The sequence below is a fragment of the Nonomuraea harbinensis genome (assembly GCF_019396385.1).
In the GTDB taxonomy this organism is placed as follows: domain Bacteria; phylum Actinomycetota; class Actinomycetes; order Streptosporangiales; family Streptosporangiaceae; genus Nonomuraea; species Nonomuraea ferruginea.
In genome coordinates this window covers 1-14,311 of record NZ_JAHKRN010000005.1, presented here as the reverse complement: position 1 = coordinate 14,311, position 14,311 = coordinate 1, and the positions used below count along the sequence as shown (strand labels likewise).

The window sequence follows — 14,311 nt, the reverse complement described above, 5'->3', positions numbered from 1 at the left end:
CACGCCCCGACCTCCCGGTGCTACAGTTTCGACACAGAGGAGAATATCGTCGCGTCACGCCCGGTCCCAGTGATCGGTTCGCACGCACTGGTGGCGATCCGATATTCTTGCCTGGCTAGCCGGTTGTCCCGGCATGCCCTCCGCCCTCACAGCATCAGCGGACAGGGCTACATCGACTGTTTTAAGGAGCGATACCGTGGCTTCCGTCTGCGATGTCTGCCGCAAGGGACCGACTTTCGGCAACAACGTGTCCCACTCCCACCGCCGCACCCGCCGCCGCTGGAACCCCAACATCCAGACGGTCCGCGCCGTCGTCGGCGGGACGCCGAAGAAGCTCAACGTGTGCACCTCCTGCATCAAAGCCGGCAAGGTCACCCGCTGAGCCACACCTGACGAAGAAGCCCGCACTCCGCGAGGGGTAGCGGGCTTCTCGCTTCGTCCGGGCCCGCCTCTCCACGAGTGGCGGGCTTTCGCGCGTACGGGCCCGGCGGGTCAGCGCCAGCGCCAGGCGTGGTCCACGGGGCCGATGCCGGCGCCGAGCGGGAAGCCGTGGGCGATCGCGCCCGTGACGTACTCCTTGGCCTTGCCGACCGCGCCCGGCACGTCCTCGCCCAGAGCCAGGTACGAGGCGATCGCCGAGGCCAGCGTGCAGCCGGTGCCGTGCGTGTGACGGTTGTCGTGACGCTCGGCGGTGAACCGGTGCTCGGTGACGCCGTCCGTTAGCAGGTCCACCGGGGCGCCCGGCAGGTGGCCGCCCTTGATCAGCGCCCACCTGGGCCCGAGTGCGAGCACGGCGTCGGCGGCGCGGCGCAGGTCGTCCTCGTCCTCGACCTTGACGGAGGTGAGCTGCTCCACCTCCCACAGGTTCGGGGTCACCACGGTCGCCACCGGCATCAGCCGCGCCCGTACCGTCTGCACGGCCTCAGGCGCCAGCAGCGCGTCGCCGTGCTTCGACACCCCCACGGGGTCCACCACGACCGGGGCCGCGTACGCGCCGAGCGCCTCGGCCACGGTCTCCACCAGGGCCGGCGAGGCGAGCATGCCCGTTTTGACCGCCTGGGCGCCGATGTCGCCCAGCACCGAGTCGAGCTGCGCCCGCACCGCCTCGGGCGGCAGCTCCCAGTAACCCTGGACGCCGATCGAGTTCTGCGCGGTCACGGCCGCGATCACGCTCATGCCGTGCACGCCGAGGGCCAGCATGGTCTTCAGGTCGGCCTGGATGCCCGCGCCGCCGCCGGAGTCGGATCCGGCGACGGTGAGGACGCGTGCGGGACTCATGGGGGAAGCTGAATCCGTCATGTCCCCCATCCAACCACTTGACCAGCGACGCAGCGGCCGCGCTCCGGTCAGGCGACGGCGCACTCCCCGCCGACGAGGCCGCAGCTCTTCGGCGCGCCCGCCCTGCCGGTGGCCGAGATCGTCAGGTCGGCGGTGGCGCCGGTGGCGATCGGCGTGGTCATGTCCAGGATCAGCAGGTTGCCGTCCTGCGTCCAGTCAGCGCCCTCCACGTCCAGGACCTTGCCCTTGACGGGCATGGACAGGGTGAAGACGCTCAGCGTCTTCCGGGAGTCGTTCGTCACGCTCATCGTCGCCGTGTAGCCGGTCAGCCGCTGCCGGTCCACGTTGAACTGGACGTTGACCGAGCTCGCCCCGCCCGACAGCGGCCGGCGCGAGCTTCCCGTGTCGCTGGACGGCGGCGTGTCCTCCGGCTGGGGGACGCCCTGGGTCGGGATGGAGCCGTTGTCGACGTCGAGCGGCGTGTCGGTCGGCTCCTGGGTGACCTCTTCCTCGGAGATCTCCACCGTCGGCTCGTCGATCAGGTCCTCGGCGGGCGCCTTGGACTTGGTCCTGGTCGGCTTCGGCGTGGGCGTGGCGGTGCGGCGCGGGGCGGGCGCCTGGGTGTTCGCCCGCGTCGGCTCGGGCCGGGACTCCTCCTCCGTGGGGTCCTCCTCGGGCGTCGCCTCGTCCTCCTCCAGCGGCTCGGACTCCTCCTCCACCGCCGGCTCGGACGCCTGCGGGCCCGGCTGGCTGGAGCCCTGCACGGCGGCGCACTTGCCGCCGGGGCAGCTCGCCTCGGCCCCTGGGGAGCTCATCATCTTGACGCCCGCGACCGTGCCGCCCAGCACGACCACCACGGCGGCCACGGACAGCAGGGCCAGCTTCCCCCTGCCGCCGCCGGACGGGGCGTCGAGCCGGTCGGGGTCCTTCTGCTGCTTGCGACGGCCGCGTCCGCGGCGGGACTCCTGGGCGGGCTCCTGGCCCGACCAGCCCGAGTCGAGGAAGCCGGTCTCCGCCTCCGCCCATGCCGGGGTACGGGCGACCATGGTGGGCTCGCCGGCCACCTTGACGTCGCCGGGCTCGGGCGGGAGGCTGGGCGGCTCGAACCGGCCCGTCGCCTCCTGCCCGAACGGGTCGCCCTGCTCCCCGGCGGGCTCCCGGCCGAACCGGTCGTCCTGGAAGTCGCCGCGCGGATTCCCGAACGGGTCGTCCTGTGCACGGAGCCCGCCCTGCGGATCGGCGCCGAACGGGTCACCCTGCCCGGAGCGGAACCCGCCCTGGGGATCGCCGGGGCCGAACGGGTCGTCCTGCGGGGACCGGAAGTCACCGCGCGGATTCCTGAACGGGTCGCCCTCCGCGGAGCGGAACCCGCCCTGGGGGTCGGCGGGGGCGAACGGGTCGTTCTGGGGGGCGCGGTAGGCGCTGTGGGGGTCGGCGGGGGCGTGTCCGGACGCGTGGTCCTGGTCGGGCAGGCGGCCGAAGGTCTGGGTGCTCTCCGGGACGTCGTCCCAGGACGGCGGCGGGGCGAACGCGCCGGTGGTCTCGTACGGCTGCTCGTCCTGCGGGTGCCCCTGGTCACCGCCGGGGCGCGGGGGCACCGCGAAGGCGCCGGTGGTCTCGAAGGGCGCGGACTGGTAGCCCCCGGCCGGCGGCGGGGTGTCCTGCTTCGGCATCGGCGCCCACTGACCGGTCACTTCCGGCTGATCGGGCAGGGCAGGCCAGCCCGGAGGCTCCGGCTGTTCGCCTCTGCCCCAGAAGCTGTCGGACTGCTGGTTGTCAGGGCCCCAGAAGGCGCTGTCCCCCCGATCGTGCGCGTCTTCGGATCCACCTGTCCCGTGGCGGCCCATAACAGCCCTTTCTGCCGGTTACGGTTGGCCGCCAATCTTCATAACACCTCGGCTACGTCTTTGTCTCATCAATCTCCATAGTCACAGCCCAAATCCGGAAATTATTACTCAAATCGGGACAGTCGATCACCGAAAGTGATCCCAGCCGCCGCGGCCCGGCGCGCGTCCCCGCACGTGCACGCCTTCCCCCTCCGACACCCGGCCCACGACCCGCCACGACGCCGGCAACGGCACCTCCGGAGGGAAGGTCGCGGCCAGCGCGTGGTCCTCCCCGCCGGTGAGCACCCAGTCGAGCGGGTCGGCGCCCAGCTCCCCGGCCGCCGCCGCCACGGCGAACGCCACGGCGAACGCCCCGGGGTCCAGGTCGATCCGCACTCCGCCGGCCTCCGCGACGTGCCCCAGATCCTGCAGCAACCCGTCACTCACGTCGATCATCGCGCTCGCCCCGAGCCGCGCCGCCTCCACGCCGCACGAGTACGGAGGCCGCGGCCGCAGATGCGCCCCCACAACTTCCCCCAGCAGATCCCCAAGCACTTCCCCGCCGCCCCCCGGGGTGGGCCCGACAGAGGACCCGTGCGGACCACCCTCCGCCTCCGCGCCTCCCCCGGATACGGCTCTCCCAGGGGCGGAAGGGTCGGGCGGGGATGCGGGCTCGTCCGGGGTGACCTCTGTCTTCTGGGGTTCCTCGTACGTGGCGGAGGTCGCGGGTGGGGGGACGCGGCCGGATTCGAGGAGGGCGAGACCGGCGGCCGACCAGCCGAGGCGGCCGGCCACCGCGACGACGTGCCCCGGCCGAGCGCCGGAACGCTCCACGGGCGGGCGGCCCTGAAGGTCGCCGAGCACCGTCACCCCGATCACCACCAGGTCGCACCGGGTGATGTCACCGCCCGCCACGCTCGCCCCCACCAGCGCGCACTCGTCGCGGAACCCGTCCGTCAGCGCGTCCAGCCACGTGACGGGAAGGCCGGCGGGGATGCCCAGCCCGACCACGATGGCCGTGGGCACCGCGCCCATGGCCGCCACGTCGGCGAGGTTCTGGGCGGCGGCCTTGCGTCCGACGTCGTAGCCGCTGGACCAGTGGCGGCGGAAGTGTCTACCCTCGATGAGGACGTCCGTGGAGACCACCACGCGCCCGTCGGGCGCGCTCACCATGGCGGCGTCGTCGCCCGGGCCGAGAAGCACCGTCTCGCCCTGGGGCAGCCGCCCCGAAACACGTGCTATGACACCGAACTCGCCGAGATCTCCGACTGTGATGACGCACCTCCTGACGCACACAGGGTACGGTGGCCCTTCGGCGTGATCCAATCGCCTGGGAGGACGTAATGGTGCAGGCCTACATCCTTATTCAGACCGAGGTCGGCAAGGCCGCCGCAGTGGCTCACGAGATCTCCGGCATCCCCGGGGTGACTCAGGCGGAAGACGTGACCGGACCGTACGACGTGATCGTCCGCGCCGAGGCCCGCAACGTCGACGAGCTGGGCAAGCTGGTGGTGGCCCAGATTCAGGCGGTGGAGGGCATCACACGTACTCTTACGTGTCCGATCGTCCACATCTGAGGTTCCCATCGATGCGTGCGGCTTCCATCCTGTTCGTCCTTCTCGCGCTCGCCGGGTGCGGCGCCGTCCAGGTGGAGCCGCCGGTGCCGGAGGGTGAGGCGGTGGCCGCCTGCGAGCGCCTCGCCGGGCTGCTGCCCGAGACCCTCGACGGCGACGGCCGCACCGCGACCATGCCCGAGTCCCCGTACGTCGCGGTGTGGGGCGAGGGCGCCATCGCGCTGCGCTGCGGTGTGCCGCGCCCGGCCAGGATGGCGCCGACCGACCAGCTCCAGGAGATCGACGGGGTGGGCTGGTTCGCCGATCCGGAGACGCCCACCCTGTTCACGGCCGTGGCCGCGCCGCTCTACGTGGAGGTCGCGGTCGGCGGCTCGCACGTGGCCGGCGAGGTGCTGGCCCTGCTGTCGGGCCCGATCGGGCAGGTCTCACCGCAGGCCGGGTGACCGGTTCAGGGCGAGCTGGATGAGCCTGTCGACCAGCTCCGGGTAGGACAGCCCGGACGCCGCCCACAGCTGGGGCGCCACCGACAGCGAGGTGAAGCCCGGCATGGTGTTGATCTCGTTGAGCACGAGTTCGCCCTCGGGCGTGTAGAAGAAGTCGACCCGGGCCAGCCCCTCGCACTCCAGCGCCTCGAACGCGCGCACCGCCAGCGCGCGCACCTCCTCGGCCACCTCGGCGGGGATGTCGGCGGGCACGGTCAGCGACATCTGGTCGGGGTAGTACTTGGCCTCGAAGTCGAAGAACTCCTGCCCGCCCTCGACCTTGACCTCGCCGGGCCTGGAGGCGGCGGGCGGGTCGTCGCCGAGCGACTGCAGCACCGCGCACTCGATCTCCCTGCCGCCGACCGCCGCCTCGATGAGCACCTTGGGGTCGTGCTCGCGGGCGAACTCGACGGCACGCTCCAGCCCGGCCCTGTCGTGGGCCTTGGAGATGCCCTGCGAGGACCCGGCTCTGGCGGGCTTGACGAACATCGGCCAGCCGAGCTGCTGCTCGGCCTCCTTCATGATCCGGTCTCGGCCGAGCCGCCAGTCGCGGTCGCGTATGGCGAGGTAGCGGCCGATCGGCAGGCCGGCGGCGGCCAGCACGGCCTTCATGTAGCCCTTGTCCATGCCGACGGCGCTGGCCAGCACGCCGGAGCCGACGTAGCGGACCCCGGCCATCTCCAGCAGGCCCTGGATCGTGCCGTCCTCGGCGAACGGCCCGTGCATCACGGGGAAGACCACGTCGACCGACCCCAGCTCGACCGGGATGCTGCCCGGGTCGTAGGCGACCAGGCCGGTGCCGCCGGTGGGCAGCGCGAGCGACGCGCCGGAGGTGTCGACGGAGGGCAGCTCGCCGCCCTCGATCTGGAACCGCTGGTCACCGGCGGCCAGCACCCATCTGCCGTCTTGGGCGATCCCGATGGGGACCACCTCGTACTTGCTCGTGTCGATCGCCTCCAGCACGCTCCCCGCCCCCATCAGGGACACGGCGTGCTCAGAATTGCGACCTCCGAAGACGACGGCGACGCGTGGCTTGCTCATGTCGTCCGAATCTACCGGGCGCGTTCCCGTCACAGCGAGCCGAGCACGCGGTAACGGGTCAGACTCCGTAACGCTCGGGCTTGGGCGAACGCGACATCAGGAGCATCCCGGCCTCGGTCGGGGACATGCCGTCGTGCACCACGCCCACCACGACCTCGGTGATCGGCATCTCCACTTCGTGCTTCCTGGCCAGCCCCAGCACGGACTCGCAGGACTTGACACCCTCGGCGGTCTGGCGGGTGGCGGCGATGACCTCGTCGAGGGTCATGCCCCGGCCGAGGTTCTCGCCGAAGGTGCGGTTGCGCGACAGCGGCGACATGCAGGTGGCCACCAGGTCGCCCATGCCGGCCAGGCCGGCGAAGGTGTGCGGGTCGGCGCCGAGCGCGGCCCCGAGGCGGGAGATCTCCGCCAGCCCCCTGGTCATGAGCATGGCGCTGACGTTGGCGCCCATGCCCATGCCGGCGGCCACGCCGACGGCCAGCGCGATGACGTTCTTCACGGCGCCGCCCAGCTCGACGCCCACCACGTCGGTGTTGGTGTAAGGGCGGAACCAGGGCGGCAGGTGGCAGGCCTTCTGCAGCCGGGCGGCGACGCCCTCGTCGGAGCAGGCGACGACGGCGGCCGCGGGCTGGCGCAGCGCGATCTCCTTGGCCAGGTTGGGCCCGGACACGACGGCCACCTGCTCGTCGGGGACGCCGGCGACCTCGCGGATCACCTCGCTCATCCGCTTGGAGGTGCCGAGCTCGACGCCCTTCATCAGGCTGACCAGGACCGCGTCGCGCGGGATGTGCGGGCGCCAGGCGTCCAGGTTGGCCCGCAGCGTCTGGGAGGGCACGGCGAGCACCACGAACTCGGCCCCGTCGAGCGCCTCGGCCACGTCGGTGGTGGCGCGCAGCGAGGCGGGCAGCGCGATGCCCGGCAGGTAGTCGGTGTTCATGTGGGTGCGGTCGATGGACTCGACCACCTCGCGCCTGCGCCCCCACAGGGTGGTCCGGTTTCCCGCCTCGGCCAGGATCATCGCGAACGTGGTGCCCCATGACCCGGTGCCGAACACCGCGACCTTCGCCATCACGTCACCGCCCTTCGGGGTCGTAGGGAGTCTCCGGCGCCTTCTCGCCCCGGAGCTCTGCCAGCTGCGCGGTGATCGCCGCCATGATGTCGGCGGTGGCCTCGCGCAGCACCTGAGCGTGCGGCGGCAGGCCCGCGTATCCGGACAGGTCGACCGGCTCGCCGACCATGACGCGGAACGTCTTGCGCGGGAACAGCCTGGGCTTCTTCTCCCCGTACGGGAGCAGCTCCTGGGCTCCCCAGTGGGCCACCGGGATCACCTTCGCACCGCTCTCCAGGGCCAGCCTGGCGACGCCGGTCTTGCCCACCATGGGCCACAGCCCGGGATCGCGGGTGCAGGTGCCCTCGGGGTAGAACAGGATCGCCCCGCCGGCCCTGAGCCGCTCCGACGACGCCTCCAGCGACCTGGCCGCCTCGCTGCTGCCGCGGTTGACCGGGATGGCGCGCAGCGACCGCACCGCGTGACCCAGGAACGGCACCTTGAACAGGGTGGACTTGGCGAGGACGATCGGCCAGCGGCCGTTGTTGTAGAGGAAGTGGGCCAGCAGCACGGGATCGGTCCACGACAGGTGGTTGGCCGCGATGATGATGCCTCCGGTGCGGGGGATGCGGTCGCCCCGGCGCCAGTCGCGCTTGACCAGGAGCGTCGAGAGCGGTTTCACGATCACGACGGCCAGCGTCTCCCAGAAACGCGATGGACGCGTAAAGCGGCTCATGGTCTCCTCCAGCACCGACGGATGCGCCCAAGTGTCCCGGTTGGCCGCGCGGGATGTCGAGGCGCGATGCTTAGCCTATGAGCTTGCGCTGGTCACTGGTGATCCCGGTGAAGACCCTGGTAGCGGCGAAGACCCGGCTGGCCGCCGCCACGGGTCCGCACCGGACGCGGCTGGCCGTCGCCGTCGCCTGCGACACCGTGACGGCGGCGCTCGCCTGCCCGCCGGTGGCGCGGGTGATCGTGGTGACGGCCGACCCCGCCGCCGCGGGACCGCTGGCGGCCCTGGGCGCCGACGTGGTGGAGGACCCCGACCGGGGGCTGAACACCGCGCTGCGCACCGGCGCCGCGCACGCCGCGCGGCTGGCGCCCGGCGACGCGGTGGGGGCGCTGCAGGCCGACCTGCCGGCGCTGCGGCCGGCCGAGCTGGCCACGGCGCTGGCCGCCGCCGCCGAGTTCGACCAGGCGTTCGTGCCCGACGCGCTGGACGTCGGCACCACCTTCTACGGGGTACGGCCCGGCCGGCCGTTCCTGCCCCGGTTCGGCGGGGAGTCGCGGGCCAGGCACCTGGCGGGCGGGGCGAAGGAGCTGTGCCTGGAGGGCATCGACTCGCTGAGGCGGGACGTGGACACGCCCGACGACCTGCGCGCGGCGCTGGCGCTGGGGCTGGGGCGGCACACCGCCGCGGTGGTGGCCGAGCTGTGGCCGGGCTCGGGCTGACCCTCTAGATTGGTTCACGTGCAGGGCACAGTGCGCAGCTTCGACACCGGCACCCGGTCCGGCACGGTCTTCCTCGACGACGGGACCGTGCTGGCCTTCCCCACGCGCGCCTTCGACGCGGGCCCGCTCCGGCTGCTCCGCACCGGGCAGCGGGTCAACATCGCGGTGACGGACGGCGAGATCACCTACATCACGCTGTCGACGTTCCCGCTGCCATGAAAGAGCCCGGGGCCGCGATCGCGGGACCCGGGCCTTCGCCGTCAGCGCTTACTTCTTCTTCGCGGCCTTCTTGCCGCCCTCGTTCACCAGCTCCTTGAAGTCGGAGCCGGGCCGGAACTTGGGCCCCCAGCTCTCCGCGACCTTGATCTCGGCACCGGTCGACGGGTTCCTCGCCGTGCGGGCGGGCTTGTGCACCATTTCGAAGGCGCCGAAGCCGGTGATCGAGACCTTGTCACCGTTCGCCACGGCCTTCTGGACGGCGTCGATGATCGCGTTGACGGCCTCGGTGGCCGTCCTCTTGTCGCCCACGCGGTCCGCGATGGCGTCGACGAGCTCCCGCTTGTTCATGAAAGTTCTTTCCCCCCAAGTTGCGGCTCGGGGTTCCAGCTCACGAGTCCGGCGTAGAAACCCCGTACGCGCTCGAAAGTAGGCGGGATCGCGGGTGAACTCAATCACCATGCGTGTTTTCGGCATCGCGTGGCGTGTCGAGCAGCGCCATCAGGCTTTCGAGACGGGCGGCGGCCCGCCCCGGATCGCGTTTGGCGAGATCGCAGATGGCGAGGTAGCGGCGGCCCAGCCGCTCCCGGTCGGCGGCGGGCAGCATGCGGACGCGGCGGTGCGCTTCGCGCAGCCGCCGCGCCAGTTCGTCGTCTTCTAGACGGTGGTCGGCAACCATGGCTGCCGACCATTCTCGTACGAGGTGATGTCGTCGGCGTGACGCAGGGTCAGCCCGATGTCGTCGAGGCCCTCCATCAGCCGCCAGCGGGTGTAGTCGTCGATCTCGAACGCGACGGTCTCGCCGGCCCAGCGGACCTGGCGTTCGGCCAGGTCGACGGTCACCTGCAGCTCGGGGTCCGCCTCGATCGCCCGCTGCAGGTCCTCGACCCGCTCGCCCGGCAGCACGACCGGCAGCAGGCCCATCTTGGTGGAGTTGTTGCGGAAGATGTCGCCGAACCGGGCGGCGATGACGACGCGGAAGCCGTACTGCTGCAGCGCCCAGACGGCGTGCTCGCGCGAGGAGCCGGTGCCGAAGTCGGGACCGGAGACCAGGATCGAGGCGCCCGCGTGGACGGGGTCGTTGAGCACGAACGACGGGTCCTCGCGCCAGGCGGCGAACAGGCCCTTCTCGAACCCGGTGCGGCTGACCTGCTTGAGCCAGACGGCCGGGATGATCTGGTCGGTGTCGACGTTGCTGCGGCGCAGCGGCGCGGCCTTGCCGGTGTGGGTGGTGAAAGCGTCCATCGGTACGGGGTCTCCTAGAGGTCGGCGGGCGCGGTCAGGCGGCCGGTGATCGCGGTCGCGGCGGCGACCTGCGGCGACACCAGGTGGGTGCGGCCACCCTTGCCCTGGCGGCCCTCGAAGTTGCGGTTGGAGGTGGAGGCGCTGCGCTCGCCGGGCTGGAGCGTGTCGGGGTTCATGCCCAGGCACATGGAGCACCCGGCCTCGCGCCACTCGGCGCCGGCCTCCTTGAACACCTCGTGCAGGCCCTCCTGCTCGGCCTGCTTCTTGACCATCATCGAGCCCGGCACGACCAGCATGCGGGTGGTGACCTTGCGGCCGCGCAGGATCTCGGCGGCCGAGCGCAGGTCCTCGATGCGGCCGTTGGTGCACGAGCCGACGAAGACGGTGTCGACCTCGATGTCACGCAGTCGCGTGCCGGGGGTCAGCGCCATGTACTCCAGCGCCCGCTCGGCCGCGGACCGCGCCACCGGGTCGGCGAAGCTCTCCGGGTCGGGCACGCTCGCGCCGAGCGGCAGGCCCTGGCCGGGGTTCGTGCCCCAGGTGACGAACGGGGTGAGCGTCGTGGCGTCGATCTCGACGACCTGGTCGAACACGGCGTCGTCGTCCGTCCTGAGCGTCTTCCAGTACGCCACCGCCTGGTCCCACGCCTCACCGGAGGGGGCGTGCGGGCGGCCCTTGAGGTAGGCGAACGTGGTCTCGTCCGGGGCGATCATGCCCGCGCGGGCGCCGGCCTCGATGGACATGTTGCAGACGGTCATGCGGCCCTCCATGGAGAGCTTGCGCACGGCCTCGCCGCGGTACTCGATGATGTGGCCCTGGCCGCCGCCGGTGCCGATCTTGGCGATGATGGCCAGGATCAGGTCCTTGGCCGTGACGCCGACGGGCAGCTCGCCCGAGACCTCGATGGCCATGGTCTTCGGCCGGTAGGCGGGCAGCGTCTGGGTGGCCAGGACGTGCTCGACCTCGCTGGTGCCGATGCCGAACGCGATGCCGCCGAAGGCGCCGTGGGTGGAGGTGTGGGAGTCGCCGCAGACGATGGTCATGCCCGGCTGGGTGAGACCGAACTGCGGGCCGATGATGTGGACCACGCCCTGCCCGGCGTCGCCCATCGGGTGCAGCCGGACGCCGAACTCGGCGGCGTTCTTGCGCAGGGTCTCGACCTGGGTCTTGGAGACCGGGTCGGCGATCGGGCCGAGCACGGTCGGCACGTTGTGGTCCTCGGTGGCGATCGTGAGCTCGGGCCTTCGCACCTTGCGGCCGGCGAGCCTGAGCCCGTCGAACGCCTGCGGGCTCGTTACCTCGTGGATGAGGTGAAGGTCGATGTAGAGCAGGTCGGGCTCGCCGTCGGCACGGCGCACCACATGCTGCTCCCAGACCTTCTCCGCCAGTGTGCGGCCCATGATCTCCTCCTGTTTGCCTGCGATGCCTCGTCGCACCGCCGCTCCCTCGCGGGGCTGCCCCCGACTTGCCTTCTCATATGGCGAGACTGCAGTATCGATGCATGGACAACTCTAGCGGAGTCGGAGTACTGGACAAGGCCGTTCTGGTGCTCAACGCCCTCGAAGCCGGACCGGCATCCCTGGCGCAGCTCGTTCAGGCGACCGGCCTGGCCCGCCCCACGGCCCATCGGCTCGCCGTCGCTCTCGAACACCACCGCATCGTGAGCCGTGACACGCAGGGCCGGTTCGTGCTCGGCCCTCGCCTTTCGGAGTTGTCCACCGCCGCCGGCGAGGACCGGCTGCTGGCGGTGGCGTCGCCCGTGCTGACCCAGCTGCGCGACACCACGGGCGAGAGCGCGCAACTCTACCGCCGCCAGGGCGACGAGCGGGTGTGCGTGGCCGCGGCCGAGCGCTCCAGCGGCCTGCGCGACACCGTGCCCGTCGGCTCGGCGCTGCCGATGACGGCGGGCTCGGCGGCGCAGATCCTGCTGGCCTGGGAGGAGCCCGACCGGCTGCACCGGGGGCTGCGCGGCGCCAAGTTCACCGCCGCGACGCTGGCGTCGGTGCGGCGGCGGGGCTGGGCGCACAGCGTGGGCGAGCGCGAGCAGGGGGTGGCCAGCGTCTCCGCGCCCATCAGGGGCAACGGCGGCAAGGTGATCGCCTCCGTCTCGGTGTCCGGCCCCATCGAGCGGCTGACCAGGGCACCCGGGCGGCTGCACGCGGTGCCGGTGGTGGCCGCGGCGGAGCGGATCACCGAGGCGATGCGGCGCACCTCGTGATCGGTCGAAGCCGTGACGAACGGGAAACCGGCCCACCGGCCCGCCGCCAGCGGTTCCTATAGCACATTTCCCCTTCGTATTTCGGGAGCCGAGTGTCTCGCGGGAGCACTAGCCTGAGTGCGTGACCGATCGCATCGAGGTAGCCGCCACTGAGCTGCGACCCCTGCTCGAAGAGTTCATCTTGTGGGCGCGCACCAACGCGCCTGACAGCGACCCCGAGCTGGTGGGGCCCGCCGCACTCTGGCACCGCCTCGCCTTCTCGCCGGACCTCGGCACGTGGAAGCGCGCCGACCTGCGCGACCTGCTGCTGGACCGCATGCCGGAGGTCGTGGATGATCCTGACGCCGCGGCCGACGGCATGCTGCCGGCCGTCGACGCCTACCTGACGTTCCTCGCGCAGACCGGCAGGCTGACGGCGGGCTCCGACGGCCTCGACGATCTGCGGGCCGAGCTCGACGACGTCGAGGACCGCTTCGTCGAGCTCATGGAGGACCTCATCGACGACGTCGACGAGGACGAGGACGACGATGACGACGTCGGCGACCTCGGCGACCTGGAGCCGTTCGCCGACGAGCTCGCCGCTCTCCCGACGATCCGGCTGCGCCCCGACTCCGAGCTGGCCGCGGCCGCCCGGGGGGTGCCGCTGATCGCCAAGGCCCGCGACCTCGCCCTGTGGGTGGGCTCGGGCCGCCGCATGGGCGACGACACGCTGCTCAGCGACGCCGAGATCGAGGAGGCGCTGGCGACCGTCGGCCTGCCCAGGCCGGAGACGTCCGGCCCGCTGGCGGAGTCCGTCCCGCAGCTGTGGAACGTCTGGAACCTCGCCGTCGACCTGGAGTTCCTGGAGCCGGGCGAGGGCAACACGGTCGCGGTGCAGGACGACACCTCGGAGTGGCCGTTCGACGACGACGAGGACGTGCTCGACGCGTGGATGCTCGGCCTCCACTCGGTCGACTACGGCGACCCGGAGCCGTCCGACGACGACCTGGCCATGGCCCTGGCGGGCCTGACCCGCAACCTGCTCGTCAGGCTGCTGCTCGGGGGCGGCTCGCGGGCGCTGCCCGAGCTCCGCGAGGAGCTGGCGGAGGCCGTCGCCGACAACGACGAGCTGGGCGGCGACGCCTGGGCGGCGACCGGCGACCCGCTGGCGCCCGTGCTCGACTGGCTGACCGGCTACGGCATGGTCGAGCTCGACGGCGACACGCTCAGGCTCACCGCGCTCGGCACCGAAGGCGTCGTCCACCTGGTGGACGATTCCGACATCGAGATCGACGCCCGCCCGGCGATCGAGTCGATGAGCGCCCACGAGCTGCTGGTGCTCAGCGCCGAGCTGCCCGAGGAGGAGGCCGACGCCGAGCTGGCCGCGTGGATGCGGCTGCGCGAGCCGGCCAAGGCGGCGGAGGAGCTGCTGCAGGCGGCGGCCGAGGACGAGGCCGACGCGCTGATCCGGGTGCAGGCGGCCAGCGTGGTCGGCACGCTCGGCGCCGACGCGGTCCCGGCCTGGCAGGCGGCGCTGAAGGAGCCGTCGCTGCGCCCGTACGCGGCCACCCACCTAAGCCAGCTGGGGGTGGAGGGCGCGCCGCAGCCGACGGAGGACGACACCTACTGGCTGATCCTCGACATGTGGACGATCTCGGCCGGGCTGGGCCGGGCGGAGTTCGTGGGCAGCCTGCGTGACATCGACCCGGAGATGATCAACAACCTGCTCGAGGTGATCTGGAAGATCCCGCACGCGCACGTCGAGGAGCTGCTGGACCGGATCTCCCAGGTCCACCCCGACAAGCAGGTGGCCAAGGCGGCGCGAAGGGCGCTGTTCAAGGCCCGCTCCGCCAGTCAGTGACGTTTCGGGAAACGCCGCCTGCCCAAGCAACAGGGCAGGCGGCGTTTTCTGGCATATGCCCCGAAATGCGAAAAGACCCGGTCGGCAGACC

17 protein-coding genes are annotated in these 14,311 nt (G+C 71.9%); 7 read left to right on the top strand and 10 right to left on the bottom strand.

Annotated elements, in window-relative coordinates; all coding sequences use genetic code 11:
• The first annotated feature begins 196 nt into the window (after positions 1–196).
• On the top strand, positions 197–382 hold the full coding sequence (gene rpmB, locus KME79_RS06645) for a 50S ribosomal protein L28 (protein ID WP_043618345.1): 186 nt from the start codon (positions 197–199) through the stop codon (positions 380–382).
• A 110-nt stretch (positions 383–492) separates the two neighbouring features.
• Here rpmB and thiD read toward each other — a convergent pair whose 3' ends face one another.
• The 3 genes from thiD to KME79_RS44600 form a co-directional block, all read right to left on the bottom strand.
• Positions 493–1,278, bottom strand: a complete 786-nt coding sequence (thiD, locus tag KME79_RS06640) for a bifunctional hydroxymethylpyrimidine kinase/phosphomethylpyrimidine kinase (RefSeq protein WP_148029516.1) — start codon at positions 1,276–1,278, stop codon at positions 493–495.
• A gap of 68 nt (positions 1,279–1,346) precedes the next feature.
• The gene (locus KME79_RS06635; RefSeq protein WP_219543713.1) at positions 1,347–2,951 is read right to left on the bottom strand and encodes a hypothetical protein; all 1,605 of its coding nucleotides are present in this window, start codon (positions 2,949–2,951) and stop codon (positions 1,347–1,349) included.
• Positions 2,952–3,251: 300 nt separating this feature from the next.
• Positions 3,252–4,307: a thiamine-monophosphate kinase gene (locus KME79_RS44600; protein ID WP_308248817.1), complete on the bottom strand. Its 1,056-nt coding sequence runs from the start codon at positions 4,305–4,307 to the stop codon at positions 3,252–3,254.
• A 140-nt stretch (positions 4,308–4,447) separates the two neighbouring features.
• Between KME79_RS44600 and KME79_RS06625 the strand changes: the two genes are divergently transcribed.
• Together KME79_RS06625 and KME79_RS06620 are read left to right on the top strand one after the other, a co-directional pair.
• On the top strand, positions 4,448–4,681 hold the full coding sequence (locus KME79_RS06625) for an Lrp/AsnC family transcriptional regulator (protein ID WP_138708324.1): 234 nt from the start codon (positions 4,448–4,450) through the stop codon (positions 4,679–4,681).
• Positions 4,682–4,692: 11 nt separating this feature from the next.
• Positions 4,693–5,121: a DUF3515 family protein gene (locus KME79_RS06620; protein ID WP_148029513.1), complete on the top strand. Its 429-nt coding sequence runs from the start codon at positions 4,693–4,695 to the stop codon at positions 5,119–5,121.
• On the opposite strand, the gene KME79_RS06615 is transcribed toward KME79_RS06620, so the two are convergent.
• Genes KME79_RS06615 through KME79_RS06605 form a run of 3 tightly spaced genes read right to left on the bottom strand, consistent with a single transcriptional unit; the run spans position 5,104 to position 7,985 of the window.
• A complete protein-coding gene (locus KME79_RS06615; RefSeq protein WP_219543712.1) occupies positions 5,104–6,201 on the bottom strand; it encodes a D-alanine--D-alanine ligase family protein in 1,098 nt (365 codons plus the stop codon). The genes KME79_RS06620 and KME79_RS06615 overlap by 18 nt on opposite strands.
• Before the next feature lie 58 nt (positions 6,202–6,259).
• Positions 6,260–7,270: an NAD(P)H-dependent glycerol-3-phosphate dehydrogenase gene (locus KME79_RS06610; RefSeq protein ID WP_148029511.1), complete on the bottom strand. Its 1,011-nt coding sequence runs from the start codon at positions 7,268–7,270 to the stop codon at positions 6,260–6,262.
• A gap of 4 nt (positions 7,271–7,274) precedes the next feature.
• Positions 7,275–7,985 carry a lysophospholipid acyltransferase family protein gene (locus KME79_RS06605; RefSeq protein ID WP_148029510.1) on the bottom strand — a complete coding sequence of 237 codons (711 nt, stop codon included), beginning with the start codon at positions 7,983–7,985 and terminating at the stop codon, positions 7,275–7,277.
• Positions 7,986–8,062: 77 nt separating this feature from the next.
• On the opposite strand from KME79_RS06605, the gene cofC reads away from it, so the two are divergent.
• Entirely contained in the window at positions 8,063–8,701 is a 639-nt protein-coding gene (gene cofC, locus KME79_RS06600) for a 2-phospho-L-lactate guanylyltransferase (RefSeq protein ID WP_148029509.1), read from the top strand.
• An 18-nt stretch (positions 8,702–8,719) separates the two neighbouring features.
• Positions 8,720–8,920 (top strand): hypothetical protein, encoded by a 201-nt coding sequence (locus KME79_RS06595; protein WP_219543711.1) that lies wholly within the window; start codon positions 8,720–8,722, stop codon positions 8,918–8,920.
• A gap of 48 nt (positions 8,921–8,968) precedes the next feature.
• On the opposite strand, the gene KME79_RS06590 is transcribed toward KME79_RS06595, so the two are convergent.
• The 4 genes from KME79_RS06590 to leuC all read right to left on the bottom strand — a co-directional run bounded on the left by KME79_RS06590 (position 8,969) and on the right by leuC (position 11,562).
• On the bottom strand, positions 8,969–9,268 hold the full coding sequence (locus KME79_RS06590) for an HU family DNA-binding protein (RefSeq protein ID WP_148029507.1): 300 nt from the start codon (positions 9,266–9,268) through the stop codon (positions 8,969–8,971).
• A gap of 100 nt (positions 9,269–9,368) precedes the next feature.
• On the bottom strand, positions 9,369–9,596 hold the full coding sequence (locus KME79_RS06585; protein ID WP_148029506.1) for an SCO5555 family protein: 228 nt from the start codon (positions 9,594–9,596) through the stop codon (positions 9,369–9,371).
• A complete protein-coding gene (leuD, locus tag KME79_RS06580) occupies positions 9,575–10,162 on the bottom strand; it encodes a 3-isopropylmalate dehydratase small subunit (protein WP_148029505.1) in 588 nt (195 codons plus the stop codon). The genes KME79_RS06585 and leuD overlap by 22 nt, the downstream gene beginning before the upstream one ends.
• A 14-nt stretch (positions 10,163–10,176) precedes the next feature.
• The gene (gene leuC / locus KME79_RS06575; RefSeq protein ID WP_219543710.1) at positions 10,177–11,562 is read right to left on the bottom strand and encodes a 3-isopropylmalate dehydratase large subunit; all 1,386 of its coding nucleotides are present in this window, start codon (positions 11,560–11,562) and stop codon (positions 10,177–10,179) included.
• 101 nt (positions 11,563–11,663) lie between these two features.
• Here leuC and KME79_RS06570 point away from each other — a divergent pair, with 101 nt between their 5' ends.
• Together KME79_RS06570 and KME79_RS06565 are read left to right on the top strand one after the other, a co-directional pair.
• On the top strand, positions 11,664–12,380 hold the full coding sequence (locus KME79_RS06570) for an IclR family transcriptional regulator (RefSeq protein ID WP_148029504.1): 717 nt from the start codon (positions 11,664–11,666) through the stop codon (positions 12,378–12,380).
• A 121-nt stretch (positions 12,381–12,501) separates the two neighbouring features.
• A complete protein-coding gene (locus KME79_RS06565; RefSeq protein ID WP_148029503.1) occupies positions 12,502–14,220 on the top strand; it encodes a hypothetical protein in 1,719 nt (572 codons plus the stop codon).
• Positions 14,221–14,311 lie beyond the last annotated feature (91 nt).